The organism is Variovorax sp. MPBD4-3, from assembly GCF_058809745.1.
Window position 1 is genome coordinate 94,080 of record NZ_JBXASW010000011.1, and the last position, 22,694, is coordinate 116,773.

General features: G+C 65.7%; 23 protein-coding genes and 1 tRNA gene. 17 read left to right on the forward strand and 7 right to left on the reverse strand.

Annotation, left to right across the window (positions count from 1 at the left end):
- The first annotated feature begins 66 nt into the window (after positions 1-66).
- The 5 genes from prfA (at position 67) to paeA (ending at position 4,355) form a co-directional block, all read left to right on the forward strand.
- Positions 67-1,155, forward strand: a complete 1,089-nt coding sequence (gene prfA / locus AC1RVW_RS09435) for a peptide chain release factor 1 (RefSeq protein WP_285410139.1) — start codon at positions 67-69, stop codon at positions 1,153-1,155.
- On the forward strand, positions 1,155-2,006 hold the full coding sequence (prmC, locus tag AC1RVW_RS09440; RefSeq protein ID WP_493199486.1) for a peptide chain release factor N(5)-glutamine methyltransferase: 852 nt from the start codon (positions 1,155-1,157) through the stop codon (positions 2,004-2,006). Before prfA ends, prmC begins: the two co-directional genes overlap by 1 nt.
- Before the next feature lie 29 nt (positions 2,007-2,035).
- On the forward strand, positions 2,036-2,365 hold the full coding sequence (gene grxD, locus AC1RVW_RS09445; RefSeq protein ID WP_081267939.1) for a Grx4 family monothiol glutaredoxin: 330 nt from the start codon (positions 2,036-2,038) through the stop codon (positions 2,363-2,365).
- Between the two features lie 15 nt (positions 2,366-2,380).
- Positions 2,381-2,899 (forward strand): cupin domain-containing protein, encoded by a 519-nt coding sequence (locus tag AC1RVW_RS09450; protein WP_493199488.1) that lies wholly within the window; start codon positions 2,381-2,383, stop codon positions 2,897-2,899.
- Positions 2,900-3,044: 145 nt separating this feature from the next.
- Positions 3,045-4,355, forward strand: a complete 1,311-nt coding sequence (paeA, locus tag AC1RVW_RS09455; protein ID WP_493199490.1) for a polyamine export protein PaeA — start codon at positions 3,045-3,047, stop codon at positions 4,353-4,355.
- 23 nt (positions 4,356-4,378) lie between these two features.
- Here paeA and AC1RVW_RS09460 read toward each other — a convergent pair whose 3' ends face one another.
- Complete coding sequence (locus tag AC1RVW_RS09460; protein WP_106937028.1) at positions 4,379-5,047, reverse strand: lytic transglycosylase domain-containing protein; 669 nt, start codon at positions 5,045-5,047, stop codon at positions 4,379-4,381.
- Positions 5,044-6,789 (reverse strand): proline--tRNA ligase, encoded by a 1,746-nt coding sequence (locus tag AC1RVW_RS09465; RefSeq protein WP_493199491.1) that lies wholly within the window; start codon positions 6,787-6,789, stop codon positions 5,044-5,046. Before AC1RVW_RS09465 ends, AC1RVW_RS09460 begins: the two co-directional genes overlap by 4 nt.
- 134 nt (positions 6,790-6,923) lie before the next feature.
- Between AC1RVW_RS09465 and AC1RVW_RS09470 the strand changes: the two genes are divergently transcribed.
- Positions 6,924-7,589: an RNA pyrophosphohydrolase gene (locus AC1RVW_RS09470; RefSeq protein ID WP_081267934.1), complete on the forward strand. Its 666-nt coding sequence runs from the start codon at positions 6,924-6,926 to the stop codon at positions 7,587-7,589.
- A complete protein-coding gene (locus AC1RVW_RS09475) occupies positions 7,540-8,130 on the forward strand; it encodes a CNP1-like family protein (RefSeq protein ID WP_493199492.1) in 591 nt (196 codons plus the stop codon). Before AC1RVW_RS09470 ends, AC1RVW_RS09475 begins: the two co-directional genes overlap by 50 nt.
- A 46-nt stretch (positions 8,131-8,176) precedes the next feature.
- On the opposite strand, the gene proB is transcribed toward AC1RVW_RS09475, so the two are convergent.
- From proB to rplU, 4 genes are all read right to left on the reverse strand, one after another.
- On the reverse strand, positions 8,177-9,316 hold the full coding sequence (proB, locus tag AC1RVW_RS09480; RefSeq protein ID WP_493199494.1) for a glutamate 5-kinase: 1,140 nt from the start codon (positions 9,314-9,316) through the stop codon (positions 8,177-8,179).
- Positions 9,317-9,390: 74 nt separating this feature from the next.
- Positions 9,391-10,467 carry an Obg family GTPase CgtA gene (gene cgtA, locus AC1RVW_RS09485; RefSeq protein ID WP_081267931.1) on the reverse strand — a complete coding sequence of 359 codons (1,077 nt, stop codon included), beginning with the start codon at positions 10,465-10,467 and terminating at the stop codon, positions 9,391-9,393.
- 71 nt (positions 10,468-10,538) lie between these two features.
- Positions 10,539-10,799 (reverse strand): 50S ribosomal protein L27, encoded by a 261-nt coding sequence (rpmA, locus tag AC1RVW_RS09490; RefSeq protein ID WP_081267930.1) that lies wholly within the window; start codon positions 10,797-10,799, stop codon positions 10,539-10,541.
- Positions 10,800-10,811: 12 nt separating this feature from the next.
- The gene (rplU, locus tag AC1RVW_RS09495) at positions 10,812-11,123 is read right to left on the reverse strand and encodes a 50S ribosomal protein L21 (RefSeq protein ID WP_057592097.1); all 312 of its coding nucleotides are present in this window, start codon (positions 11,121-11,123) and stop codon (positions 10,812-10,814) included.
- A 183-nt stretch (positions 11,124-11,306) separates the two neighbouring features.
- Here rplU and AC1RVW_RS09500 point away from each other — a divergent pair, with 183 nt between their 5' ends.
- The 10 genes from AC1RVW_RS09500 to AC1RVW_RS09545 all read left to right on the forward strand — a co-directional run bounded on the left by AC1RVW_RS09500 (position 11,307) and on the right by AC1RVW_RS09545 (position 20,707).
- Complete coding sequence (locus AC1RVW_RS09500; RefSeq protein WP_409196148.1) at positions 11,307-12,299, forward strand: polyprenyl synthetase family protein; 993 nt, start codon at positions 11,307-11,309, stop codon at positions 12,297-12,299.
- Between the two features lie 52 nt (positions 12,300-12,351).
- Positions 12,352-12,428 (forward strand) — tRNA-Pro (locus tag AC1RVW_RS09505).
- Between the two features lie 113 nt (positions 12,429-12,541).
- The gene (gene pilB / locus AC1RVW_RS09510; RefSeq protein WP_081267928.1) at positions 12,542-14,275 is read left to right on the forward strand and encodes a type IV-A pilus assembly ATPase PilB; all 1,734 of its coding nucleotides are present in this window, start codon (positions 12,542-12,544) and stop codon (positions 14,273-14,275) included.
- Positions 14,276-14,301: 26 nt separating this feature from the next.
- Positions 14,302-15,531: a type II secretion system F family protein gene (locus tag AC1RVW_RS09515; protein ID WP_493199498.1), complete on the forward strand. Its 1,230-nt coding sequence runs from the start codon at positions 14,302-14,304 to the stop codon at positions 15,529-15,531.
- Positions 15,531-16,496 carry a prepilin peptidase gene (locus AC1RVW_RS09520; RefSeq protein ID WP_493199500.1) on the forward strand — a complete coding sequence of 322 codons (966 nt, stop codon included), beginning with the start codon at positions 15,531-15,533 and terminating at the stop codon, positions 16,494-16,496. Before AC1RVW_RS09515 ends, AC1RVW_RS09520 begins: the two co-directional genes overlap by 1 nt.
- Before the next feature lie 11 nt (positions 16,497-16,507).
- Complete coding sequence (coaE, locus tag AC1RVW_RS09525) at positions 16,508-17,116, forward strand: dephospho-CoA kinase (protein WP_493199544.1); 609 nt, start codon at positions 16,508-16,510, stop codon at positions 17,114-17,116.
- Positions 17,117-17,185: 69 nt separating this feature from the next.
- The gene (locus AC1RVW_RS09530) at positions 17,186-18,679 is read left to right on the forward strand and encodes an MBOAT family O-acyltransferase (RefSeq protein WP_493199502.1); all 1,494 of its coding nucleotides are present in this window, start codon (positions 17,186-17,188) and stop codon (positions 18,677-18,679) included.
- Position 18,680: 1 nt separating this feature from the next.
- Positions 18,681-19,715: a hypothetical protein gene (locus tag AC1RVW_RS09535; protein ID WP_493199504.1), complete on the forward strand. Its 1,035-nt coding sequence runs from the start codon at positions 18,681-18,683 to the stop codon at positions 19,713-19,715.
- A gap of 30 nt (positions 19,716-19,745) precedes the next feature.
- Entirely contained in the window at positions 19,746-20,501 is a 756-nt protein-coding gene (gene zapD / locus AC1RVW_RS09540) for a cell division protein ZapD (protein ID WP_285410120.1), read from the forward strand.
- Positions 20,498-20,707 (forward strand): DNA gyrase inhibitor YacG, encoded by a 210-nt coding sequence (locus AC1RVW_RS09545; RefSeq protein WP_081267922.1) that lies wholly within the window; start codon positions 20,498-20,500, stop codon positions 20,705-20,707. The genes zapD and AC1RVW_RS09545 overlap by 4 nt, the downstream gene beginning before the upstream one ends.
- Before the next feature lie 12 nt (positions 20,708-20,719).
- Here the strand turns inward: AC1RVW_RS09545 and AC1RVW_RS09550 are convergent, their stop codons facing one another.
- A complete protein-coding gene (locus AC1RVW_RS09550) occupies positions 20,720-22,687 on the reverse strand; it encodes an acyltransferase family protein (protein WP_493199507.1) in 1,968 nt (655 codons plus the stop codon).
- Between the last annotated feature and the right edge of the window lie 7 nt (positions 22,688-22,694).

Genomic DNA, 22,694 nt, shown 5'->3' on the forward strand with positions numbered 1-22,694 from the left:
CCGCAGCCTTCATTGCGCCTGCCGCTGCATTGCGGCTTCCTCCCATTTTTTCGAGCCCCTTCCGCCGTGAAATCCTTTCTGCGCCATCAACTCGAACGCTACGCACAGCGCCTCGGCGAACTCGACTTCCTGCTCTCGCGCGAAGACATCATGAGCGACATGGCGCAGTACCGCACCATCTCGCGCGAGCATGCCGAAGTCACCCAGATCGCCGGCCGCTACGAGCGCTACAAGCAGCGCGAGAGCGACATTGCCGGCGCCAGGGAAATGCTCGACGACCCCGACATGGCCGAGATGGCGCGCGAGGAAATCTCCGGCGCCGAAGCCGAATTGGTGCAACTCGAGGAAGAGCTGCAGCGCCTGCTGCTGCCCAAGGACCCGGACGACGCGCGCAACGCTTTTCTCGAAATCCGCGCGGGCACGGGCGGCGACGAATCGGCGCTGTTCGCGGGCGACCTGCTGCGCATGTACACGCGCTACTGCGAGCGCGCCGGCTGGCGCTGCGAGATCGTGAGCGAGAGCGAGAGCGAACTCGGCGGCTACAAGGAAGTGGTGGTGCGCATCTCCGGCGACGACGTGTTCGGCCACCTGCGCTTCGAGTCGGGCGGCCATCGCGTGCAGCGCGTGCCGGCCACCGAGACGCAGGGCCGCATCCACACCAGCGCCTGCACGGTGGCTGTGCTGGCGGAGCCCGACGAAACCGTGGCCGTGCAGATCAACCCGGCCGACCTCCGCATCGACACCTACCGCGCGAGCGGCGCGGGCGGGCAGCACATCAACAAGACCGATTCGGCCGTGCGCATCACGCACATCCCGACCGGCATCGTGGCCGAATGCCAGGACGACCGCAGCCAGCACCGCAACAAGGCCAAGGCGCTGCAGGTGCTGTCGGCGCGCATCCAGGAGAAGGAGCGCAGCGAGCGCGCCGCCAAGGACGCCGCCATGCGCAAGGGGCTGATCGGCAGCGGCGACCGCTCGGACCGCATCCGCACCTACAACTTTCCGCAGGGCCGGCTCACCGACCACCGCATCAATCTCACGCTCTACAAGCTGCTGGCCATCATGGAAGGCGACCTCGGCGACGTGCTCGACGCCCTGCGCGCCGCGCGCGAAGCCGAGCAGCTGGCCGAGCTGGAATCGAGCCTGCCGGCGTGATGGCCACCGACGACCCCAAGCCGTCCACCGTGGCGCAGGCGCTGGCCGCCGGCATCGCGCTGGGCATCGACCGGCTCGACGCACAGTTGCTGCTGCTGCATGCGCTCGGGCGCGCGCCGCACGACCGCGCATGGCTACTGGCGCACGACACCGACGCGATGCCGGACACCGCGTGGTCCGCGCTCTCCGCGCAACTGTCGCGCCGCCTCGCGGGCGAGCCGGTGGCGTATCTGCTCGGCGAGAAGGAATTCCACGGGCTCGACCTGCGGGTCGACGCTCGGGTGCTGGTGCCGCGGCCCGACACCGAGACGCTGGTCGAATGGGCGTTGCAGTGCCTCGAAGGGCAAGCTGCGCCGCGCGTGCTCGACCTGGGCACGGGCAGCGGCGCGATCGCGCTGGCCCTCCAGCACGCGCGCGCCGACGCGCGGGTCGACGCGGTCGATGCCAGCGCCGACGCGCTGGCGGTCGCGCAGGCCAACGCCCGGCGCCTGGGCCTGCCGGTGCGCTTCGCCTTGGCCGACTGGCTCGACGGCGCCGACACCGGCTACGCGGTCATCGCCAGCAACCCGCCGTACATCGCCGCCAACGATCCGCACCTGCCCGCCCTGCGCCATGAGCCCGTTTCCGCGCTGGTCGCGGGTGCCGACGGGCTCGACGACATTCGCCAGATCGTCCGGCACGCGCCGGCGCACCTTGCGGAAGGCGGCTGGCTCTTGCTCGAACACGGCCACGACCAGGCCGCCGCGGTGCGCCAACTGCTCGCCGAACGCGGTTTCGCCGAAGTGCAAAGCCGCGACGACCTCGCCGGCATCCAGCGCTGCTCCGGCGGAATCTGGCGCACGGTGAAATAATCCCCTCAGCCCACTTTTCAGGAGTCCTCATGTCCGACGCCCAGCAACGTATCGACGATCTCGTCAAAACCAACGAACTCGTGCTCTTCATGAAGGGCAACGCCAGCTTCCCGATGTGCGGCTTCTCGGGCCGCGCGATCCAGATCCTCAAGGCGGTCGGCGTCGACACCAAGGCGCTCAAGACCGTCAACGTGCTCGAAGACGACGGCATCCGCCAGGGCATCAAGGAATACAGCAACTGGCCCACCATCCCGCAGCTCTACGTGAAGGGCGAATTCATCGGCGGCTCGGACATCATGATGGAGATGTACGAGTCCGGTGAGCTGCAGCAGGTCATCGGCGGCGGCGCTTCCGCCTGATCCGGCGGCTCCGCGATGAGCCACGATCACGGCCACTCGCACGGCCATTCACATGGTCATTCCCACGAGGGCGAACCGGCCTGGAAGCATGACGGCGTGCGCGTCATCGCCGCCAACCAGCTCGACGTGAACACCGCCCAGACGCCCGGCATGAACCGGGCCGCGGCCATCAATTTCGCCCGCGTCGGCGCGCAGAAGCTCTGGGCCGGGACCGTGACCATCCATGCCGACGCCAAGACCGGAGCGCACCATCACGGGCATCTCGAATCGGTGATCTACGTCGTGCGCGGCCGGGCCCGCATGCGCTGGGGCGAGAAGCTCGAGTTCTCGGCCGAAGCCGGGCCGGGCGACTTCATCTACGTGCCGCCCTACGTACCGCACCAGGAAATCAACGCCAGCGCCACCGAGACGCTGGAATGCGTGCTGTGCCGCAGCGATGGCGAGGCGGTGGCGGTCAACCTCGACATCGAAGCGGTGGAGAAGCCGGAGTCGGTACTCTGGGTCGACCCGACCCATCCGCACGGCGGGATATAGGCGCTCCCCCAGGCTTCGCGCACTTCGTGTCGCTGCGCCAACCCCCTCGCCGGGGGCGACACCAGCGGCCCGGCAAAGCCGGTTCCGCGGTGTCGCTGGAACAGACCCTCAGTCATGGCACCATGGCATTCTTCGCCGTGCCACCATGACCCTGACCCAAAGCTTGCTCATCATCGTCCTGCTGATCGCGCTGAGCGCGTTCTTCTCCCTTGCAGAGATCACCCTCGCAGCCTCGCGCCGCCTGCGACTGCGCCAGATGGCCGACGAGGGCGACCCCCGGGCCGAGAAGGTGCTGCGGGTGCAGGAGCAGCCGGGCCACTATTTCACCGTGGTGCAGATCGGCCTGAACGCCGTGGCCATCCTCGGCGGCGTGGTGGGCGAAGGGTCGCTCAGCCCCTATTTCGCCGTCTTCTTCGAGAAATGGCTGAGCGTGGAAGCCGCGGGCAACGTGGCGTTCCTGTGCTCCTTCGTGATCGTCATCGCGGTGTTCCTGGTGTTCGCCGACCTGTTCCCCAAGCGGCTGGGCATGAGCAACCCCGAGCAACTGGCGGTGCGCATGGTAGGGCCGATGCTGCTGCTGATCACCACCTTCAAGCCGCTGGTGTGGTTCTTCACGCGATGCACCGATCTGCTTTTCAAGGCGCTGGGCATGCCGATGGCACGCGACGACAAGATCACCTCGGCCGACATTCTCGCGATGACCGAAGCCGGCGCGCGGGCCGGCGTGCTCGCGGTGCGCGAACAGCAGGTGATCGCCAACGTGTTCGAGCTGGAGACACGGCTGGTGAGCAGCGTGATGACGGTGCGCGACAACATCGCGTGGTTCCTGCACGACGACCCCGAGACGGTGCTGCGCGCGCGCATCGTGGCCGAGCCGTTCTCGGCCTACCCGGTGTGCGATGGCGACATCGACCACGTGCTGGGCTACGTGGACGCCAAGGACATGTTCCAGCGCGTGCTCAGCGGCCAGCCGCTGGCCTTCGACCAGGGCCTGCCGCTGCACAAGGCGCTGGTCATTCCCGACCGGCTGTCGCTGACCGAGGTGCTCGAGCAGTTCCAGCAGGCGCACGAAGACTTCGCGATCATCGTCAACGAATACAGCCTGGTGGTGGGCGTGATCACGCTCAACGACGTGATGAGCACGGTGATGGGCGACCTGGTGTCGATGCCCGACGAAGAGCAGATCGTGCAGCGCGACGAGAACTCCTGGCTCATCGACGGCATCACCCCCATCCAGGACGTGCAGCGCGCGCTGCACATCGACGAGCTGCCGCATTCGGAGGAATACGAGACGCTCGCGGGCTTCCTGATGGTGATGCTGCGCCGCGTGCCCAAGCGCACCGACAACGTCACCTGGGGCGGCTACACCTTCGAGGTGATGGACGTGGACAGCTACCGCATCGATCAGGTGATGGTCACCAAGGGCTCGGGCACCGCCAAGGCGCCGGCGGCCTGAAGATCCGGTGGCGTCCGGCTGCGTCAGGCGGCCGAGCGGTCGCGCTCGCGGTCCCTGTCGTTGAACGCCCAGAGGCGCTGGTTGGCGAACACCGCATTCGGGTAAGGCGACTTGCCGCGGCTGCCGTTGTAGCGTCCGAGCGTCATGAACAGGTCGCCGTTCTCGCGGTCGAGATAGTGACGCAGGATGACGCAGCCGAAGCGCAGGTTGGTCTGCATGTGGAACAGCTTGCCGGGGTCGGAGTCGCCGATCACGCGCGTCCAGAAGGGCATCACCTGCATGTAGCCGCGCGCGCCGGCGCTCGACACCGCAAACTTGCGGAAATTGCTCTCGACCTGCACGAGCCCCAGCACCAGGCTCACCTCGAGGCCCGAGCGCTTGGACTCGTACCAGGCGGTCTGCAGGAATTCCTTGCGCGACGGCCAGTCGGGGATCTTCTTCTTGAGCCGCTCGCTCATCTCGCCGAGCCAGCGCAGGTACACCAGCCGGGCTTCGGTGTTCGGGAACTCGGGCACCGGCGGCGCCTTGTTGTGGATGGCCGAGCTCAGCGCGGTGCGCACCGAGTCGATGAGCGGCTCCTCGATCTGCGCGCCGGCCTGGGCGGTCCGGGGCAGCGACAACATCGTGAGGGCGCCCGCCGTCATGGCGCCGCCCAGGCAATGGCGTCGCGAGAGGCCGCCCTCCAGGCTCATTTCGCGAGCTTGCCGCTGATGAATTCGGCGATGCCGGCCACAGGCACCTTGGTGGCCGCGGTGTCGCGCCGGCCCTGGTATTCGAGCTGGCCTTCCTTCAGGCCGCGGTCGGAGATGACCACGCGGTGCGGCACGCCGATGAGTTCCCAGTCGGCGAACATCGCGCCGGGGCGCTCGCCGCGGTCGTCGAGCAGCACGTCGACGCCCTTGGCGAGCAGTTCTTCGTAGAGCGCTTCGGCCGCCACCTTGACCTCGGGGCTGCGGTCCATGCCGATCGGGCAGACCACCACGGTGAACGGTGCCAGCGCGTCGGGCCAGATGATGCCGCGCTCGTCGTGGTTCTGTTCGATGGCGGCGGCGGGCAGGCGGGTGATGCCGATGCCGTAGCAGCCCATCTCGAGGAATTGCGGCTTGCCGCCTTCGTCGAGGTAGGTGGCGTTCATGTCCTTGCTGTACTTGGTGCCCAGCACGAACACATGGCCCACTTCGATGCCGCGCTCGATGGCCAGCACACCCTTGCCGTCGGGCGAGGCGTCGCCGGCGACCACGTTGCGGATGTCGGCCACCAGGTCGGGCTCGGGCAGGTCGCGGCCCCAGTTGACGCCGGTCATGTGGAAATCGACTTCGTTCGCGCCGGTGATCCAGTCGGCCATGACGGCGGCTTCGCGGTCGGCCACGAGCTTGACGGGCTTCTTGAGGTTCAGCGGGCCCAGGTAGCCGGGCTTGCAGCCGAAGTGCTCGTCGATTTCGGCGAGGGTCGCGAAGCGGAAGCCCTGGTTCAGGCCGGGCAGCTTGCCGACCTTGATCTCGTTCATGTCGTGGTCGCCGCGCAGCAGCAGCAGCCAGACCTGCGAGCCCTTGGGGTTGCCGGCCTCGTCCACGATGTCGGTGGCAAGCACCAGCGACTTGATGGTGGTGGAAAGCGGCACGCCCAGCAGTTCGGCCACGTCGGCACAGGTGCTCTTGCCGGGAGTCGGCGTCTTCTCGAGCGCCTTGGCTGCAGCGGGGCGCGGGCCGGCCGGGGCGAGCGCCTCGGCCTTTTCCATGTTGGCGGCGTAGTCGCTGTCGGGGCAGTAGACGATGGCGTCCTCGCCCGTTGCGGCGATCACCTGGAATTCTTCGCTCAGGTCGCCGCCGATGGCGCCGCTGTCGGCCGCCACGGCGCGATAGCGCAGGCCGAAGCGGTCGAAGATGTTGCGGTAGGCCTGCGCCATGACCTGGTAGCTGGCCTTGGCCGCGTCGAGGTCGCGGTCGAAGCTGTAGGCGTCCTTCATGATGAACTCGCGCCCACGCATCAGGCCGAAGCGCGGGCGGCGCTCGTCACGGAACTTGGTCTGGATCTGGTAGAAATTCTTCGGCAGCTGCTTGTAGCTGCGGATTTCCTGGCGGGCGATGTCGGTGACCACTTCTTCGCTGGTCGGCTGGATCACGAAGTCGCGGTCGTGCCGGTCTTTGATGCGCAGCAGCTCGGGGCCCATCTTCTCGAAGCGGCCGGTCTCCTGCCAGAACTCGGCCGGCTGCACCACCGGCATCGTCATCTCGACGGCGCCGGCGCGGTTCATTTCCTCCCGAACGATCGCCTCGACCTTGCGGATCACGCGCAGCCCCATGGGCATGTAGGTGTAGATGCCCGTGCCGAGCTTCTTGATCATGCCGGCGCGCATCATGAGCCGGTGGCTCGCGACCTCTGCGTCAGCGGGCGCTTCCTTGAGGGTGGAGACAAAAAATCGGGAAGCTTTCATCGGAATCGCGGTGATGGAAACGAAATGGAAGTGGGGAACTGCTCCCCCGGAGAGACCCTGAGAGCCTGCATCGCAGCTTGCCGAGGGCACCCCGGCATGCATAATCGACTCAGTTCAAAAATTGGGGTTTGATTATGCTCGACCGGGACGGCTTCAGGCCCAACGTCGGCATCATCCTGCTCAACCAGAGAAACCAGGTTTTCTGGGGCAAACGCATACGCACGCATTCCTGGCAGTTTCCGCAAGGCGGCATAGACCGCGGCGAAAGTCCCGAGCAAGCCATGTTCCGGGAACTGCATGAGGAAGTGGGGCTCCACCCGGAGCATGTGCGCATCGTGGCCCGTACCCGCGACTGGTTGCGCTACGAGGTGCCGGATCGGTTCATCCGCCGTGACGCACGGGGCCACTACAAGGGCCAGAAACAAATCTGGTATTTGCTGCAACTCGTCGGCCACGATTGGGATCTCAACCTGCGTGCAACCGACCATCCCGAATTCGACGCCTGGCGCTGGCATGACTACTGGGTGCCGCTCGACGTGGTCGTCGAGTTCAAGCGCGGAGTCTACGAGATGGCGCTCACCGAGCTTGCTCGCTACCTGCCACGGCAGGATTTCCGCAACCGCTTCCTGCGCAGCAACGTGCGCGCCCGAGAATTCGAGCGCCACTCGCTGGACGCCGGGGCGCCGCCCGGACTGGACCTGCCGCCGGGCGGCAGCTTCGATCCGCATCCAGACATTCCTTCAGTGAGCGATGACCCTTCTGCCAACCACAAAGCGCCCTTCCTTCCGACGCAACGCTGAACGCGCCCTCCTGCTCGCCTGCTTCGGCGTCCTCGCCGGCTGCGCTTCGGGCAACCACGACACCGACAACGCCGACTGGGCCCAGGCCGGCATGCCGCCGCCGCCCAAGCGCACCGAGACGGACAAGGAGTGGGCCGAAACCGCCGTTCCGCCGCCCCCGGCGTTCAGCGAAAGCCGCCTGCTGCCGATCTCGATGCCACCGTACATGAGCCTGCGGTTCGGCATCGACCCGAACACGATCGCCATCACCGACGACGGCATCGTGCGCTACGTGGTGGTGGCCCACAACCGCTCCGGCGGTGCCGTCAATGCCTTCTACGAAGGCGTGCGCTGCGCGACGTCTGAGATGAAGAGCTACGCCCGCTACAACGAAGGCAGCTGGCACGAGAACGAAAAGCCCGAGTGGAAGCGCTTCTACGACCTGAACTCCAGCTACACCAAGGCGCTCGCCGGCCAGGCACTGTGCCGCGGCAATGCCCCGCGCGCATCGGTCGGGGAAATGGTCCTGAACATCCGGAATCCGGTCCGGGAAGTTCAGTAAGCCAGAAAAACAAACGGGGCCTTGAGCCCCGTTTCAATTTCCAGCCTCAGCCGGGCATCAGCACCATGTTGTCGCGGTGGACCATTTCAGGCTCCGCCACATAGCCCAGCAGGCGCTCGAACTCGGACGAGGGCTTGCGGCAGAGCAGCCGCGCTTCCACGCTCGAATAGTTGGCCAGGCCCCGGGCCAGTTCAACGCCTTCGGTATCGCGCACCGCGATCACGTCGCCGCGCGAGAACTCGCCCGACACGCCCGTCATGCCGATCGGCAGCAGGCTCTTGCCCTCGGCCCGCACCTTGGCCGCCGCGCCTGCGTCGACGACCACGGCGCCGCGCAGCTGCAGATGGTCGGCCATCCAGCGCTTGCGGGCCTGGTGCTTGGCGGTCTGCGCCACCAGCAGCGTGCCGATGGCTTCGCCCTTCGCCAGGCGCAGCAACGCATCGGCTTCCCGCCCCCAGGCGATGACCGTGGAGGCGCCCGAGCCCGCGGCGCGCTTGGCCGCGAGGATCTTGGTGATCATCCCGCCCTTGCCGATGCTCGACCCCGCACCGCCGGCCATGGCCTCGAGCGCCGGATCGCCCGCCGCGGCTTCGTGCACGAACTTCGCTTCAGGGTCCTTGCGCGGATCGGCCGTGTAGAGGCCCTTCTGGTCCGTGAGGATGACCAGCGCGTCGGCCTCCACGAGATTGGCCACGAGCGCGCCGAGCGTGTCGTTGTCGCCGAACTTGATCTCGTCGTTGACGACGGTGTCGTTCTCGTTGATGACCGGGACCACGCCCAGCCGCAGCAGCGTGACGAGGGTGGAGCGCGCGTTGAGGTAGCGCTCACGGTCGGCAAGGTCGGCATGCGTCAGCAGCACCTGGGCGCTGCCGATCTGGTTTTCGCGCAGCTTGGTCTCGTACATCTGGGCCAGGCCCATCTGACCTACCGCCGCTGCCGCCTGCAACTCATGGATCTCGTGCGGGCGGGTGCGCCAGCCGAGCCGCTTCATGCCTTCGGCAATCGCGCCACTGGACACCATGACGACCTCGCGGCCGTCACGCACGAGTTCCGCCAACTGGCGGCACCATTCGCCGATGGCCGCTTCGTCGAGACCGCGCCCTTCGTTGGTCACGAGGCTGGAGCCCACCTTCACGACGATACGGCGGGCATCCCGCAAGGCGGTGGATCCAGAATTCGAAGTCATTTCGGCTGTAGCGGTCGTGAATGCTGCGTTGATTGCTATCTGATTTGCAGCATCTCTCGATGCTGCGCCGCTGGTCAGGCGCCTTCGGGCGGCAGCGGAATGAAGCGCGGATCGACTTCGACCGGCGCATGCTCGGCCGCCTGCTGCGCCTTGACCTGCTGGTAGATCGCCTGCACCAGGTGCTCGCAGCCTTCGCGCGTAAGCGCCGAGATCTCGAACACCGGTCCCTTGAAGCGCAGGCGCTTGACGAAGTCCTTGACGCGCGCGGCACGCTCGTCGGCGGGCACCATGTCGAGCTTGTTGAGCACCAGCCAGCGCGGCTTCTCGTAGAGCGCGGCGTCGTATTTCTTCAGTTCGCCGACGATGGCCTTGGCTTGCGCCACCGGGTCGATGCTGTCGTCGAACGGCGCCATGTCGATCACGTGCAGCAGCAGGCGGGTGCGCTGCAGGTGGCGCAGGAAAAGATGGCCGAGGCCGGCGCCTTCGGAAGCACCCTCGATCAGTCCGGGCAGGTCGGCCACCACGAAGCTCTGCTCCGGGCCGACGCGCACGACGCCGAGGTTCGGGTGCAGCGTGGTGAAGGGGTAGTCCGCGATGCGCGGACGGGCATTGGAGATGGCGCTGATCAGCGTCGACTTGCCGGCGTTCGGCATGCCGAGCAGGCCCACGTCGGCCAGCACCTTGAGTTCGAGCTTGAGGCTGCGCTTCTCGCCGGGCCAGCCGGGCGTCTTCTGGCGCGGGGCGCGGTTGATGGCGCTCTTGAAGCGCATGTTGCCGAAGCCACCGTCGCCACCCTTGGCGATGGTGATGACCTCACCTTCGTTCAGGAGTTCGAACAGCACCTCGCCGGTTTCGGCGTCGGAGATGATCGTGCCGACCGGCATCCTGAGCGTGATGTCGTCGCCAGCGGCGCCGAACATGTCGGAGCCCATGCCGTGCTCTCCGCGCTTGGCCTCGTGGCGGCGGGAATAGCGGAAATCGACAAGAGTATTCAGATTCGAGTCGGCCACCGCGAAGACGTGGCCGCCCCGGCCTCCGTCGCCGCCGTTGGGGCCGCCGAACTCTTTGTATTTCTCATGACGGAACGACACGCAGCCGTTGCCGCCATCGCCCGCGGCGATGTCGATGAAGGCTTCGTCGACGAACTTCATGGGATGTCCAGTTTACAAATGAAGAAGCCCCGGCAATGCGGGGCCTCGGGCTGATCGAAGTGACTCGAGGCTTACGCCGCGGGCGTCACGTTGACCGTGTGCTTGTTCAGTGCACCCTTTTGACCGAACGACACGTGGCCGTCGACCAGGGCGAAGAGCGTGTGGTCCTTGCCCACGCCGACGTTCACGCCGGGGTGGAACTGGGTGCCGCGCTGGCGCACGATGATCGAGCCTGCGCTGATCAGTTCGCCGCCGAAGGCCTTCACGCCGAGCATCTTGGGCTTGGAATCGCGCCCGTTTCGCGTTGAGCCGCCGCCTTTTTTCTGTGCCATGGAATCTTCTCCTTAGCCGGCGATCGCGCCGATTTGCAGTTCGGTGAACTGCTGGCGATGGCCTTGACGTTTCTGATAGTGCTTGCGACGGCGCATCTTGAAGATGCGAACCTTGTCGTGCTTGCCGTGCGACAGTACCGTGACTGTCACCGTTGCGCCGGACACCAGGGGCGTGCCAACCTTGATTTCAGCGCCGTTTCCGACAGCCAGAACCTGGTCGATCACGATTTCCTGGCCTACGTCCGCAGCAATCTGTTCTACTTTAATTTTTTCGCCGGAAGCAACGCGATACTGCTTGCCGCCGGTTTTTATGACCGCGTACATGTAAACCTCTTAGAAATTGAGTCTCCGCGGCGAATTCCGCAGAGCCCAAGATTATAGCGCGGTTCGTGTCTGCCAACCACCCAGGCCCAGGCACGCTCCCTGCGGAAGGTAACGGCTCCCTATAATTTGCGCGTCCCGGCCCCTGGGCCGCCCTTACTTTCAGCAGCGCTCCGCGCCCCCGCTTTGCCAGTTCCCGCCGCCGACACCTCCCCCACCGCCACCGTGCTGGACCTGATTGCCGGCGACATGGTCGAAGTCGATCGTGTCATCGCCCGCCGCCTCGACACGGGCGTGCCGCTGGTCAGCCAGGTCTCCAAGTACATCATCTCCGCGGGCGGCAAGCGCCTGAGGCCAGCGCTTCTGCTGCTGATGTCGGGCGCGCTGGGCTACACCGGCGAGCAGCGCTTCAATCTGGCGGCGGTGGTGGAGTTCATCCATACCGCGACGCTGCTGCACGACGACGTGGTCGACGAATCAACCCTGCGCCGCGGCCGAGCAACGGCCAACGAATCGTTCGGCAATCCGGCCAGCGTGCTGGTCGGCGACTTCCTTTACTCGCGCGCCTTCCAGATGATGTTGGACGCCGACAACATGCGCGTTATGCAGATCCTGGCCGAGGCGACCAACGTGATCGCCGAAGGCGAAGTGCTGCAGCTGATGAACATGCACGACGCTTCGCTGGATGAAGCCGCCTATCTGCGCGTGATCCGCTCCAAGACCGCCAAGCTTTTTGAAGCCAGCACCCGGCTCGCGGCCGTCCTGGCCGGCGCCACGACCGAGGTCGAGGAAGCCTGCGCCACTTATGGGCAAGCGCTGGGCACCGCGTTCCAGGTGATCGACGACGTGTTGGACTATGCAGGCGACGCCAACGAGACAGGAAAGAACGTCGGCGACGACCTGCGCGAAGGCAAGACCACGCTGCCGCTCATCTTTGCGATGCAGCGCGGAACGCCTGCGCAGAGCCAGCTCGTGCGCGCCGCCATCGAGGCTGGAGACACCGCCCAACTGGGCAAGGTGGTCGAGATCGTTCGCGAAACCGGGGCACTGGATGCTTCCCGCGAAGCCGCTGCCGCAGAAGCTCAACGCGCAATTCATGCATTGAATGGCTTTCCGTCCAATTTGCACGCTTCAGGTTTGCTACAATTGGCGGCTCAGTTGCTTGAGCGACGTGCCTGAACACCTCACCTGAGTTGGCATCTAGGACGACTTCTCTTTTTCTTGCAACCATCGGGGTGTAGCTTAGCCTGGTAGAGCGCTACGTTCGGGACGTAGAGGCCGGAGGTTCGAATCCTCTCACCCCGACCAGCCTTTGGCTGGCATAAATAAATGGCCATGCCTGTTGCTGTGTAGCGATTTACAGCACAGTAGTGTTCAGCGATGATCGTGAAGCACTTTTTCACATCTTTTGCATTCGCTGAATGGCCGCTGCCGAACTTCCAGTCAAAGAATCCGCGCAGATAGCGCTTCCTGGGCTCGCGCGCGCGCTGATTTCGGCCGGCAAGCTGGCCGCCAAGACGGCGGAAGACATCTATCAGAAGTCGCTGAGCGGCCGCACCAGCTTTATTGCGGAACTGACCGGCACTGGCGCCGTGTCGGCCGCGGACCTTGCCCATACCCTTTCCAGCGCATTCGGCGCCCCGCTGCTCGACCTCGACGCCATCGACCACCAGCGCCTGCCCAAGGACCTGCTCGACCCGAAGCTCTGCCACGCCTACCGCATCGTCGTTCTCAGCAAGCGCAACAACCGGCTGATCGTTGCCACGGCCGACCCGTCGGACCAGCAGGCGGCGGAGAAGATCAAGTTCGCGTCGCAGATGGGCGTCGACTGGGTCATCGCGGAATACGACAAGCTGTCGCGCATGATCGAAGCCGCCGCCGTGAGCGCGGCGGAGACCATCAACAGCATCGTCGGCAGCGAGTTCGAATTCGACGAGGTCACGCCCGACACCTCGGGCGACGCCAATGACCAGGCGATCGCCGAAGTCGAAGACGCGCCGGTGGTGCGGTTCCTCCACAAGATGCTGCTCGACGCCGTCAGCATGCGGGCATCGGACATCCATTTCGAGCCCTACGAGCACAACTACCGTGTGCGTTTCCGCGTCGACGGCGAACTGCGCGAGGTCGCCAGCCCGCCGACCGTCATCAAGGACAAGCTCGCCTCCCGCATCAAGGTGATTTCGCGGCTCGACATCTCCGAGAAGCGCGTGCCGCAGGACGGCCGCATGAAGCTCAAGATCGGCCCCGACCGCGTGATCGACTTTCGCGTGAGCACGCTGCCCACGCTGTTCGGCGAGAAGATCGTGGTTCGTATTCTCGACCCCAGCAGTGCGCGCCTGGGCATCGATGCGCTGGGCTACGACGCCGACGAGAAGGCGCGGCTTCTGCATGCCATCGGCCGCCCCTACGGCATGGTGCTCGTGACCGGCCCGACGGGTTCGGGCAAGACGGTGTCGCTCTACACCTGCCTGAACCTGCTGAACCAGCCGGGCGTGAACATCGCAACGGCGGAAGACCCGTCGGAAATCAACCTGCCGGGCGTCAACCAGGTCAACGTCAACGAGCGCGCGGGGCTGACTTTCGCCGCCGCGCTGCGCGCCTTCCTGCGGCAGGATCCGGACATCATCATGGTCGGCGAAATCCGCGACCTCGAGACCGCGGATATTTCGATCAAGGCGGCGCAGACGGGCCACCTGGTGCTCTCGACGCTGCACACCAACGACGCACCGACCACGCTCACGCGCATGCGCAACATGGGCATCGCGCCGTTCAACATCGCATCGAGCGTGATCCTGATCACCGCGCAGCGCCTTGCGCGGCGGCTGTGCACCGTCTGCCGCGCGCCCGCGGACGTACCGCGCGAAGCCCTCCTCGACGCGGGATTCCAGGAAGAACAACTGGACGGCAGTTGGAAGCCTTACCGCCCGGTCGGCTGCTCGGCATGCAGCGGTGGCTACAAGGGCCGCGTCGGCATCTACCAGGTGATGCCGATCTCGGAAGCGATCCAGGAAATCATCCTGCGCGACGGCAGCGCACTCGACATCGCACAGCAGTCCGAGAGGGAAGGCGTGCGCTCGCTGCGCCAGTCCGGCCTGCGCAAGGTCATGCAGGGCCTGACTTCGCTCGAAGAAGTCGTGGCCTGCACCAACGAATAACGCACACACTGAAATCCGGAGATCGAATGGCAACAGTGGCATCCTCCCGCTCCCAGCCCACACACAAGGAATTTGTCTTCGAGTGGGAAGGCAAGGACCGCAACGGCAAGCTGGTGCGTGGCGAACTCCGGGCCGCCGGCGAGAACCAGGTGCAGGCCGCGCTGCGCCGCCAGGGCGTGCTGGCTTCGAAGATCAAGAAGCGGCGGATGCGCTCGGGCAAGAAGATCAAGCCCAAGGACATCGCCATCTTCACGCGCCAGCTGGCAACGATGATGAAAGCCGGCGTGCCGCTGATGCAGTCCTTCGACATCGTAGGTCGCGGCAACGCGAATGCCAGTGTTGCCAAGCTGCTGAACGACATCCGCAGCGACGTGGAAACGGGTACGTCCCTGTCGGCGGCGTTCCGCAAGTTTCCGAAGTACTTCGACAACCTCTACTGCAACCTGGTGGAGGCCGGCGAGGCCGCCGGTATCCTGGAAGACCTGCTGGACCGGCTGGCCACGTACATGGAGAAGACCGAGGCGATCAAGTCCAAGATCAAGTCGGCGTTGATGTACCCGATTTCCGTGGTCGTGGTGGCCTTCGTGGTGATCGCCATCATCATGATTTTCGTGATCCCGGCTTTCAAATCGGTGTTCACATCGTTCGGCGCCGATCTGCCCGCGCCGACACTGCTCGTGATCAGCATCAGTGAGTTCTTTGTGTCCTACTGGTGGCTGATCTTTGGCGGTATCGGCGGGGGCCTGTATTTCTTCATGCAAGCCTGGCGACGAAACGAACGCGTGCAGAGAGTCATGGACCGGGCGCTGCTGAGGGTGCCGATCTTCGGCGCGCTGATCGAAAAATCCTGCGTGGCGCGCTGGACCCGCACGCTGGCAACGATGTTCGCCGCGGGCGTGCCGCTGGTCGAAGCGCTGGACTCCGTGGGCGGAGCCTCGGGCAATACCGTCTACGGGGACGCCACGGCCAAGATCCAGCAGGAAGTCTCGACCGGCACCAGCCTCACGGCGGCCATGACCAACGCCAACCTGTTCCCCTCGATGGTCATCCAGATGACCGCGATCGGCGAGGAATCCGGCTCCATCGACCACATGCTGGGCAAGGCGGCCGACTTCTATGAATCGGAAGTGGACGACATGGTCGCGGGCCTCTCGAGCCTGATGGAGCCCATCATCATCGTGTTCCTGGGCACCATCATCGGCGGCATCGTGGTCTCGATGTACCTGCCCATCTTCAAGCTCGGCCAGGTCGTCTGATGCTCGTTTCGCGGGAGATCGACACCGTTCTGGCCGGTGTCCTGGGGCTATTGATCGGCAGCTTTCTCAACGTCGTCATCTACCGCGTTCCGGTGATGATGTACCGGGAATGGCTGTCCGAGGCCGTGGCCAACCTGATGTCGTCCAGGGACATGCCCTCGCTCTGGTCGCTGGCCTTCGGGCCGAAGGCCGTGCCTCCGGCGGGGCTCGAGGCGGCGGCCGACAAGGCGGCGACGGCCATCGAGGCGCTGCCCCCCTTCAACCTCATGCGCCCGGCATCGCGCTGCGGGAACTGCGGCCATGAGATCCGCTGGTACCAGAACATCCCCGTGCTGAGCTATGTGCTGCTGCGCGGCCGCTGCGGCTCCTGCAAGACCAGGATCAGCCCGCGCTACCCGCTGGTCGAGCTGGTCACCGCCGGGCTCTTTGCCCTGTGCGCCCATCGCTTCGGCATCACCCCCGCCGGCGTCCTGTGGGCTGCGTTCGGGGCACTGCTGGTCTGCCAGTTCCTGATCGACTTCGACACCCAGTTCCTGCCCGATTCGATCAACTACCCGTTGCTGTGGCTCGGCCTCGTCGGCGCAGCCATGGGCTGGACCGGCGTCTCGCTCAACGCCGCCGTCTGGGGCGCGGTGTTCGGCTACCTGAGCCTTTGGCTTGTGTACCATGGCTTTCGCCTGATCACGGGCAAGGAAGGCATGGGCTATGGCGACTTCAAACTGCTCGCCGCGCTGGGTGCTTGGCTGGGTGCCGACTACCTCATCGCGATCATCCTCGTCTCGTCGCTGGTGGGCGCCGTGATCGGCCTGACACTGCGCTTCGCAGGCAAACTGGCGCACAAGGACATCCCCATCGCCTTCGGTCCGTTCCTGGCCGGCGCGGGCCTGGTCTGCCTGGTGGCGGGCCCCGAGCTCGTGAAGCAGTGGATTCCGTTCGCGTTCCCGTTGGGCGCGCTGGTGCATTGAGCGGCAAGCTCATGGTGCGGCGCATCGGGCTGACAGGCGGCATCGGCAGCGGCAAGAGCACGGTCGCCGCGCTGCTGGTCGCGCAGGGCGCGGTCCTGGTCGACACCGACGCCATCGCGCGCTCGATCGCGCAGCCGGGCGGCATCGCCATGCCGGCGCTGGAGGCCGCATTCGGCCCCGGCGTGATCGCACCCGACGGCGGCATGGACCGGGCCGCCATGCGCCAGATCGTGTTCGCGGACGCGGGCGCCAAGACCCGGCTCGAATCCATCCTGCACCCGCTGATCGGCGCGGAAACCCGGCGCCAGGCCGCGGCGGCCGGCCCGGATGCCGTCGTCGTCTTCGACGTTCCGCTGCTGGTCGAGTCCGGCCGCTGGCGCGCCATGGTAGACCGGGTGCTGGTGGTCGACGCCCGCGAAGAAACACAGCTGGAGCGGGTGATTGCCCGCTCGGGCTGGACACCCGAGGCGACCAGGGCCGTGATCGCCCAGCAAGCCCCGCGCAAGGCACGCCGGGCCGCCGCGGACGCCGTCATCTACAACGACGACCTGACCCTGGAGGAACTCGGTGCGCAGGTGCGGGGTCTCTGGGAACGGTGGGTTCGGACGGGCACGCGATAATTAACGATTGACGCCGCGACGGCTACACGACGATCACGTCAAACGGCGCACGCCTAAGCGCCCCTCACGATGCTTTTCAATTCGTACCCTTTCATCTTTGTATTTTTCCCGCTGGTCCTGATCGGCTTCTTCCTGATCGGCGCGCGCAGTCCCCGGTCGGCGGCGGGTTTCCTGGCACTGGCCTCGCTTTTCTTCTACGGCTGGTGGAGCGTCAAGGCGCTGCCGCTGCTGCTGGGGTCGATCTGCATCAACTACTGGTTCGGACTGCGGCTCACGCCGTCTCCGGGGCGGGAAGACAAGCACCGCAAGGCCCTGCTGATCATCGCGCTGGTGGTCAACCTGGGTGTGCTGGCGATCTTCAAGTACGCCAACTTCTTCCTGGAGAACATCGACGCCGGCCTGGCCGCCGCGGGCTTCTCGCAGATCGACCTGGTGCATATCGTGCTGCCGATCGGCATCTCGTTCTACACCTTCACGCAGATCGCCTTCCTGGTCGACTGCTGGCAGGGCAAGGTGCATGAGCGCAGTTTCATTCACTACGTCCTGTTCGTGACCTACTTCCCGCACCTGATCGCGGGTCCCGTGCTGCATCACGCGCAAATGATGCCGCAGTTCAACAACCCGGCCACCTACAAGATCAACGCCCGCAACCTGGCGCTGGGGCTGGGCATCTTCGTCTTCGGCCTGTCCAAGAAGATGCTGATCGCCGACCCGCTGGGTCAGTACGCCGACATGATGTTCAAGGGCGTGCACGAAGGCGTGCTGCCCTCGCTGTACACGGCCTGGTTCGGTGTGCTGGCCTATACGCTGCAGATCTACTTCGACTTCTCCGGCTATTCGGACATGGCAGTGGGCCTGTCGCTGTGCGTGGGCGTGCAGCTGCCGCTCAATTTCCGGTCGCCGTACAAGTCGACCAACATGATCGAGTTCTGGCGCCGCTGGCACATCTCGCTGTCGACCTTCCTGCGCGACTACCTCTACGTGCCGCTGGGCGGCAACCGCAAGGGGCCGGCGCGCCGCTACATCAACCTGTTCCTCACGATGCTGCTGGGCGGCCTGTGGCACGGCGCGGCCTGGACCTTCGTGATCTGGGGCGCGCTGCATGGCGCCTACCTCATGGTCAACCACTTCTGGAACGCCAAGGTGCGACGTGGCAAGACCACCAGCACGGTCCTCGGACGCGTGGTCGGATGGTTCATCACTTTTGTCTGCGTCATGATCGCCTGGGTCGTGTTCCGCGCCGACAGCATGTCGGCCGCCATCGAGATCTACAAGGGCATGCTGGGCATGCACGGCGCGCCCGTTTCGGCGTTCAGCGAGTTCAAGGTCCCGTTCCGCAAGCCGGAGTTCTTCCAGACCATCCTGGCCGGCCTGGTGATCTGCCTGGCGCTGCCGCCCACCATCACGCTCGACCGCTGGATCCCGAACGTCGCCGGCCTGGCCGGCCGCCCGCGCCTGCAGCTGCTGGCGACCTGGGTCACAGGCCTGGGCTGCGTTTATCTCTTTGGCTTGTGCCTGTCGAAGTTCGGCAACTACAGCCCGTTCCTCTATTTCCAGTTCTGACATGGAAGACACGAAATCGGCCAAGGTTTGGCTTCGCATCTTCGCCGCGGGCTACCTGGTGTGCTGCGCACTGCTGCTGACCAGCCTCTTCACGCCCATTCCCTATGGCGACCTGACGCGCATCGGGCGCATCTCCGAGCGCGAATTCGGCTGGCACGAGCCACCGCCGCCCATTCCGGACGCCGACGTCAAGACCTGGCCGATCAACGAGGCCGACATCCTGGTGATCGGCGACAGCTTCTCGGTGCGCTACGCCTGGCAATCGGCGCTGGTGGGCGCGGGCTACAAGATGACCACCACGCACTGGGACAACCTCGGCGGCGTGGTGTGCGGCGACTTCTCCAGCTGGCTCGAAAAGTCCGGCTTCAAGGGCAAGGTCGTGATCATCGAGAGCATCGAGCGGCTGCTCGAGGACCGCATCCAGAAGTCCGAGTCCTGCGCAACCATGAAGCATGCCTTCAAGCCGACGCCGCCTCCCTTCGAAAACCCGGCCAAGCCCGCGCCCGGCTTCCAGCTCAACTGGGACGCCGAACTGCTCAGCGGCTGGTACACGTACCACAACACCAAGGCCATCCTGGCCTCCGACAGCTGGACCAACACGCCCGAGCGCTGGGGCCCGCTGATCGACGCGCGCGTCGTGCCCGACGGCTGCAGGCAGTTCAGCCACCACGCCTGCGACAAGCTGCTCATGACCGCCGAAGACCGCGTCAACCCGGCGCTGTCGGTCAAGTCGGCCCGGTTCATGAAGAGCTTCGAGACCACCGCGGCGCCCTACAAGGTCGTCTGGATGGTGGTTCCGAACAAGAGCACGGTGTATTTGCAACAAAACCATGCCGATGAGTTCAGGGCCGCGTTCAACCCGCAAAATATCGGGCCGGACCTGTTCGCGCTCGCGGAGCAGAACCGCTTCAAGGTCATGGACCTTTTCCCCGCCAACGAAACCCATGTCTCGACCCGCGGATACATTCTTTTCGGTCAGCGTATGCTGGAGGCTGTGCGACAAGTGTTTCCGCCGCCGGCAGCCAAGTCGCAATGAGCTCGAACCTGACGTGAAAAAACGATACGCGTGATCCTTTACGAGTACCCCTTCAACGAGCGCATCCGCACCTACCTGCGGCTGGAGCACCTGTTTCGCCGCCTGGGCGAGCTGGTACCCGCTGAATCGCCGCTGTCCCACCACTACGCCCTGATCACGATCTTCGAGATCATGGACGTCGCCGCGCGGGCCGACCTCAAGGCCGATGTCCTGCGCGACCTCGACAAGCACAAGACCGTCTTCAACAGCTACCGCGGCAACCCGGCCATTGCCGAGACGGTGCTCGACCAGGTCATCGGCCAGCTCGAGCGCAACTTCAGCACCCTCAACGGCGTGGCCGGCAAGGCCGGGCAGGCGTTGACGGAAAACGAGTGGCTCATGAGCATCCGCAGCCGCGCCGGCATTCCGGGCGGCACCTGCGAATTCGACCTGCCCGCCTACTACGCCTGGCAGCATCGCCCGCCGGCCAGCCGCCGCGCCGACCTCGAACGCTGGTCGAACACGCTCTCGCCGCTGGCCTCGTCGATCTACCTGCTGCTCAAGCTGCTGCGCGACGCCGACGTGCCCTACAAGGTGATCGCCACCAACGGCCAGTTCCAGCAGAACCTGCCCCAGGGCCGCAGCTTCCAGCTGCTGCGCCTGCGCATCGACCCCAAGCTGGGCCTCATTCCTGAAATCAGCGGCAATCGCCTCATGGTGTCGGTGCGCCTCATGCGCCACGACAAGGACGACCGCCTGCATCAAAGCTCGGACGACGCGCCTTTCGAGCTGACCCTCTGCGCATGACCGCGGTGAACGACAAAGGCGAGCGGATCGTCCGCTGTCCCACGTGCGGCGGCGACAGCATCTACGCCCCCAGCAACGCCTACCGGCCCTTCTGCAGCGCACGCTGCAAGGGCATCGACCTGGGTGCGTGGGCCAGCGAGGAATTCCGGATGCCGGCCGAGGCGCCGCCGGACGAAGAACCCTTCGGCGACCCGAAGATCCAGTAACCCCGGCAAAAGCTACTTTGCGGCGCCGCCCTCGTCCAGCAGCGCCGGGTCGATGTACGTCGCAAAGCTGCGCGCATACCTCGGCCGAAGGTGGCCGATGTCCTTGTAGGCCGGCGAACCATCGTCCGGCATGCTGCGGATGCACTCTTCGCCCGCGCACAGGCTGGCAAACGGCTCGATGACCCGCGCACCGCTGGCTTGCGCGACCTGCTTCAGCCGCGCATTGAACAGTGCCTGGTCGTGCGGCATCGGCGCCTTGAGTCCGCTGGAGGCCCTCAGGTCACCGAGCCGGCTGCCCTCGATCTGCCGGAGCGGATCGAAATCCATACCGACCGGATTCCCGAGCACCAGATACACCGGCTTCAGCGCCGACAGCCGCTTAAGAACGTCGCCCAGCGACTTCAACGCCAGCTCGACGCCGTCTCCGTTGAGGAACGGGTGCACGGCCTGCCTGTCGTCCACAAAGTAGTTCGCCATCGGGCCGGTGCCGGTGAAATAGCAGCTCCAGCACGCGCCGATCACCACGGAATCGACCTCGGGCTTCAGCGCCAGATCCAGCACCGCCTTGCGACGCTGGTCGCAGGCCATGTCGGCGCTGCTGAACATGCCGGGCACCGGAGGGCAAGCCCCCTGGGTCGCGAAGTACGCCGTGCGCGCCAGGTCGGGCTGCGTGCGGGCCAACTCCAGCGCGCGGGGTGCGTACTGCTCGATGTGGCTGTCGCCGATCAGCAATACGTTGTGCCTGCCGCTGCCGGCCTTGTAGACGAACTGCCCGCCCAGCGCTGTCTCCTGCAGGCCCTCGTAATAGTTGTCTTCCTGCACCGCGTCGGCCACGGCCTGCAGGGCCGGGCTGTCGTGGCGAGGAAGCGGCGTGCCTGTGAAGACCAGCACGCCGGCCAGCGCCAGCGCCGCGCCGCCGCCCGCCAATCCGCGCAGCATGGCTTGCGAGAGATGCAGCTTGACGAAGCGCTCGACGAAACGATACGTGGCCCAGGCCAGCACGATCGCGGCTGCCACCATCGCGATGCGCACCTGCAGCGACGGCTCCCCGCCCGCGACGATGCGCGCATAAGAGAGCAGCGGCCAGTGCCACAGGTACAGCGGGTAGCTGATCAGGCCGATCCACACCATGAGCCTGTTCGACAGCAGGTAGCGGTTCAGCACGCCGCCCGGGCCCGCCGCAATGCAGCTGACCGCACCGAGCACCGGCACCAGGGCCCACCAGCCCGGAAACGCCCTCGTGCTGTGAACCGCGAAGAGTCCCCAGGCGATCAGCCCGATGCCGACGACGGACTGCGCATGCCGCAGCATCGCGGTGCGTGAACTGTCCGAAGCCACGGCCGGCCGCAGCCGCATGGCCGCCAGCAGGCCGCCGGCCATCAGCTCCCAGGCCCGCGAGAGCGGAGAGTAGAAGGCGGCCGCGCGGTGCGGCTGCACCGTGAGCACATTGACCAGGAACGAAACCACGGCCACGACCAGCGTCACCTTCAGTATCGGCCAGCGCTTTCGCCAGGCCAGCCCCAGCAGCAGGGGCCAGAAGATGTAGAACTGCTCCTCGATGCCCAGCGACCACAGGTGCAGCAGCGGCTTGGTCTCCGCCGACGCGTCGAAGTAGCCCGCCTCGCCGAGGAACACAAGGTTGGCAAAGAAGGCCGCGCCGCCGGTGGTCTGCTTGCCCAGCTGCGAGAACTCGCCCGGCAGCAGCACATACCAGCCGAACGCCAGCGTGGCGAGCAGCACGAGCACCAGCGCTGGAAAGATGCGCCGGATGCGCCGCGCATAGAAGTCGCGGTAGCTGAAGTCGCCCGCCGCCAGGCTCTGCAGAAGGATGGTCGTGATCAGGAAACCCGAGATCACGAAGAAGATGTCGACCCCTATGAAGCCGCCCGGCAGCAGACTCGGGAACGCGTGATAGACCAGCACCGAGCCGACCGCGATGGCACGCAGGCCGTCAATGTCCGGGCGGTACTTGGGATGCATCGTGCGC

Excerpts from the sequence above, each read along its gene's own strand:
- prmC (WP_493199486.1), top strand. The coding sequence starts at position 1,155 with ATGGCCACCGACGACCCCAAGCCGTCCACCGTGGCGCAGGCGCTGGCC.
- grxD (WP_081267939.1), top strand. The coding sequence starts at position 2,036 with ATGTCCGACGCCCAGCAACGTATCGACGATCTCGTCAAAACCAACGAA.
- AC1RVW_RS09450 (WP_493199488.1), top strand. The coding sequence starts at position 2,381 with ATGAGCCACGATCACGGCCACTCGCACGGCCATTCACATGGTCATTCC.
- paeA (WP_493199490.1), top strand. The coding sequence starts at position 3,045 with ATGACCCTGACCCAAAGCTTGCTCATCATCGTCCTGCTGATCGCGCTG.
- AC1RVW_RS09460 (WP_106937028.1), bottom strand. The coding sequence starts at position 5,047 with ATGAGCCTGGAGGGCGGCCTCTCGCGACGCCATTGCCTGGGCGGCGCC.
- AC1RVW_RS09465 (WP_493199491.1), bottom strand. The coding sequence starts at position 6,789 with ATGAAAGCTTCCCGATTTTTTGTCTCCACCCTCAAGGAAGCGCCCGCT.
- AC1RVW_RS09470 (WP_081267934.1), top strand. The coding sequence starts at position 6,924 with ATGCTCGACCGGGACGGCTTCAGGCCCAACGTCGGCATCATCCTGCTC.
- AC1RVW_RS09475 (WP_493199492.1), top strand. The coding sequence starts at position 7,540 with ATGACCCTTCTGCCAACCACAAAGCGCCCTTCCTTCCGACGCAACGCT.
- proB (WP_493199494.1), bottom strand. The coding sequence starts at position 9,316 with ATGACTTCGAATTCTGGATCCACCGCCTTGCGGGATGCCCGCCGTATC.
- cgtA (WP_081267931.1), bottom strand. The coding sequence starts at position 10,467 with ATGAAGTTCGTCGACGAAGCCTTCATCGACATCGCCGCGGGCGATGGC.
- rpmA (WP_081267930.1), bottom strand. The coding sequence starts at position 10,799 with ATGGCACAGAAAAAAGGCGGCGGCTCAACGCGAAACGGGCGCGATTCC.
- rplU (WP_057592097.1), bottom strand. The coding sequence starts at position 11,123 with ATGTACGCGGTCATAAAAACCGGCGGCAAGCAGTATCGCGTTGCTTCC.
- pilB (WP_081267928.1), top strand. The coding sequence starts at position 12,542 with ATGGCCGCTGCCGAACTTCCAGTCAAAGAATCCGCGCAGATAGCGCTT.
- AC1RVW_RS09515 (WP_493199498.1), top strand. The coding sequence starts at position 14,302 with ATGGCAACAGTGGCATCCTCCCGCTCCCAGCCCACACACAAGGAATTT.
- AC1RVW_RS09520 (WP_493199500.1), top strand. The coding sequence starts at position 15,531 with ATGCTCGTTTCGCGGGAGATCGACACCGTTCTGGCCGGTGTCCTGGGG.
- coaE (WP_493199544.1), top strand. The coding sequence starts at position 16,508 with ATGGTGCGGCGCATCGGGCTGACAGGCGGCATCGGCAGCGGCAAGAGC.
- AC1RVW_RS09530 (WP_493199502.1), top strand. The coding sequence starts at position 17,186 with ATGCTTTTCAATTCGTACCCTTTCATCTTTGTATTTTTCCCGCTGGTC.
- AC1RVW_RS09535 (WP_493199504.1), top strand. The coding sequence starts at position 18,681 with ATGGAAGACACGAAATCGGCCAAGGTTTGGCTTCGCATCTTCGCCGCG.
- AC1RVW_RS09545 (WP_081267922.1), top strand. The coding sequence starts at position 20,498 with ATGACCGCGGTGAACGACAAAGGCGAGCGGATCGTCCGCTGTCCCACG.
- AC1RVW_RS09550 (WP_493199507.1), bottom strand. The coding sequence starts at position 22,687 with ATGCATCCCAAGTACCGCCCGGACATTGACGGCCTGCGTGCCATCGCG.